Origin of the sequence: Rhizobium sp. BK399 (genome assembly GCF_014194695.1) — a bacterium.
Classification (GTDB): Bacteria; Pseudomonadota; Alphaproteobacteria; order Rhizobiales; family Rhizobiaceae; genus Rhizobium.
This window is the reverse complement of record NZ_JACIAH010000047.1, coordinates 1-2,921: the sequence shown is the minus strand read 5'-3', so window position 1 is coordinate 2,921 and position 2,921 is coordinate 1. Positions and strand designations below refer to the sequence as shown.

3 protein-coding genes are annotated in these 2,921 nt (G+C 60.3%); all 3 read left to right on the top strand.

The window, feature by feature from the left end:
- The first annotated feature begins 103 nt into the window (after positions 1–103).
- Positions 104–1,327: a GTP-binding protein gene (locus tag FHT97_RS30590; protein WP_183865210.1), complete on the top strand. Its 1,224-nt coding sequence runs from the start codon at positions 104–106 to the stop codon at positions 1,325–1,327.
- 26 nt (positions 1,328–1,353) lie between these two features.
- A complete protein-coding gene (locus tag FHT97_RS30585) occupies positions 1,354–1,656 on the top strand; it encodes a hypothetical protein (RefSeq protein ID WP_183865208.1) in 303 nt (100 codons plus the stop codon).
- 31 nt (positions 1,657–1,687) lie between these two features.
- Positions 1,688–2,921, top strand: a 1,234-nt coding sequence (locus FHT97_RS30580) for an ABC transporter transmembrane domain-containing protein (protein WP_246712870.1), incomplete at its 3' end; no start/stop codon positions are given.

The following is a 2,921-nucleotide window of genomic DNA, read 5'->3' as shown; positions in this document are numbered from 1 at the left end:
CCAGCGGGCTGTTCCCGACGAGCACATTCAACAGCACCAACTACTACGTGGACGTGGCATTCAGGCAGCAGCTCGCAGCGTAACAGCGAGTGGGGGAGTATCAATGACAGGTGGCGACAAGCGCCTCCCAGTAACGGTTTTGGCGGGTTTCCTCGGCGCGGGAAAGACAACCATCCTCAACCATGTATTGCGTAACCGGGAAGGACGCCGGGTTGCCGTCATCGTCAACGACATGAGCGAAATCAATATTGATGCTGAGCTCGTTCGTGATGGGGGTGCCAACCTGTCGCGCACCAATGAAACCCTGGTGGAACTCACCAACGGCTGCATCTGTTGCACGCTGCGTGACGATCTGTTGAGCGAAGTGCGTCGGCTTGCTGCCGACGGTCGCTTCGACTATCTGCTCATCGAGGGCACCGGCATCGCCGAACCTCTGCCGATCGCCGCTACATTCTCTTTTCGCGACGAAAACGGCAGCGCGCTTTGCGACGTTGCGCGGCTTGATACAATGGTGTCGGTCGTCGACGCGGCAAACCTCCTGGCGGATTACTCGAGCGCCGATTTCCTGAGCGATCGCGGCGAAACTCGCGACACCGATGACGTACGAACGCTTGTAGACCTGCTCGTAGAGCAGATCGAATTTGCCGATGTGGTCGTGATCAACAAGGTTTCCGAGGTCAGTTCCGAGACCCGCGCGATGGTGCGCCAGATCGTTGCGGCACTCAATCCCGATGCTCGCGTCATCGAGACGGACTTCGGCCATCTCCCGCTTTCCACCATTCTGGACACCGGCCTTTTCAGCGAGGCCAAGTCGGCCCGTCACCCGTACTGGCACAAGGAGCTCTATGGCTGGGGCGACCATGTTCCGGAAACCGAGGAGTACGGGATCTCAAGCTTCGTCTATCGCGCACGCCGTCCTTTCGACCCCGCCGCGCTCGACCGCTTTCTCGCGCAGCAGTGGCCGGGCCTCATTCGCGCCAAGGGACACTTTTGGTTGGCGACGCGGCCGAACGAGATCGGGCTCCTTTCGATTGCCGGTACACAGCGACGCATGGACACCAAGGGCTTCTGGTGGGCAAGCGTGTCAAAGGCGCATTGGCCACGCTATCCGCAGTTCCGCCAACTGCTCGACCGCTATTGGGACGCCGTATGGGGCGATCGCCGCCAGGAACTCGTGTTCATCGGCGCCGGCTTCGATAAGCGGGCGATCAGCGCCGCGCTCGACGATTGCCTGATCGGAGACGAAGCAAGCTTCGACCCCGATCTCGGTAGGCATCTCGCGGATCCGTTCCCGGCCTGGCAACACGCACAACATCACCATCCATGATCAGCTATCGAAACGAGGAGACGACAATGAGCAATGAACTCTATGCAGATGGAATTGGCGAAATCACCGTTACCGGCACCATCGTGCGCATCGATCTGATGTCGCTGTCGGCCACCGAGCGCGATGCGAGCAACAACCCGAAGCCGGTATTCCGCCAACGCATTATCTTGCCGGTCGACGCGTTCGCGAATGCGGTCGACCTGATGCAGAAGGCGCTTGGCGGGCTTGTCGAGGCCGGCGCCGTGCGGCGCGTCAACGACCCCAATCAGAAGGCTGAGATCATCCCTCCTTCCGGTGCCTCGGGCAACGCGTCGCCGAACTTCAACTGACGAACCATCAACGCAGACACCCGGGTGGGCCATGAGTACGTTTTTGCACACCAATCTACACTGCCTTGCTCTCGTCGCACGCCATCACGGCGTCGATCTATCACCCGAACGCCTGCAGCACGACTACGCAGTCGACGAGCGGCCGGTCGAAATGCGGCAGCTGCTGCGCATGGCGAAGGATGCCGGATTGCGCGCACGGCAGATCAGCCTTTCCTGGACATCACTCGTCCAGTTGGGCGAGGCCTTCCCGGTTCTGGCGGAACTCGAGAACGGCAACTGGGTCGTCATTGCCGGCCCGGCCATGGGTGAAGAAGAGGCAAAAATCAGGGTTCTCGACCCGCTCGCCGAGCGCCCTGACTTCATTCTCCTGAACGAGGAGCAGTTCACCAGGTCTTGGCGGGGATCCGTCGTGATGATGAAGCGAAACTTCAGCATCAACGATGCCGACCAGCCTTTCGGCTTCCGCTGGTTCATTCCCGAGATCATCAAGCAGCGCAGCTTCTTCCGCGATGTTGCCCTTGCCGCCATCGTCCTCTACGGCCTTGGCCTGATGACGCCGATCTTCTTTCAGCTTGTCATCGACAAGGTGCTGGTCCATCAGAGCTACGCAACGCTGACGGTCCTGACCATCGGCATCGGCATTGCCCTTGTCTTCGATGCTGCCTTCAGCTTCCTACGCCGTTACCTGTTGCTCTATGCGACGAACCGGATCGATATCCGCATCGCGACACGCACGTTCGGGCATCTGCTCAATCTTCCAATCGCCTTGTTCGAGCAGGCTTCGGCGGGCGTCCTCGTGAAGCACATGCAGCAGACAGGCAGGATTCGCGAGTTTCTGACCGGCCGCCTGTTTCTGACGCTTCTCGACGGCGTGTCATTGCTGGTCTTCATTCCGATCCTGCTTCTTTACAGCGTCAAGCTGACCCTCGTCGTCATCGGATTTGCCGCCCTTGTCGGCCTCGTCGTCATGCTTCTGGTCGGCCCCTTCCAGCGTCGTCTCCAGGCGCTTTACAAGGCGGAAGGCGACCGCCAGGCTTTGCTCGTTGAAACCGTCCACGGCATGCGCACCGTCAAATCGCTGGCGCTTGAACCACGCCAGCGCCGCGCCTGGGACGACTATTCGGCGCAATCGATTTCCGTCCGGTTCCGTGTCGAGAAAATCTCGACGGCCGCCCAATCGATGACCGGGCTCCTCGAAAAGCTGATGAGCGTTGCGATCATCGGGCTCGGCGCTCTCGACGTCTTCAGCGGCGCGATGACGATTG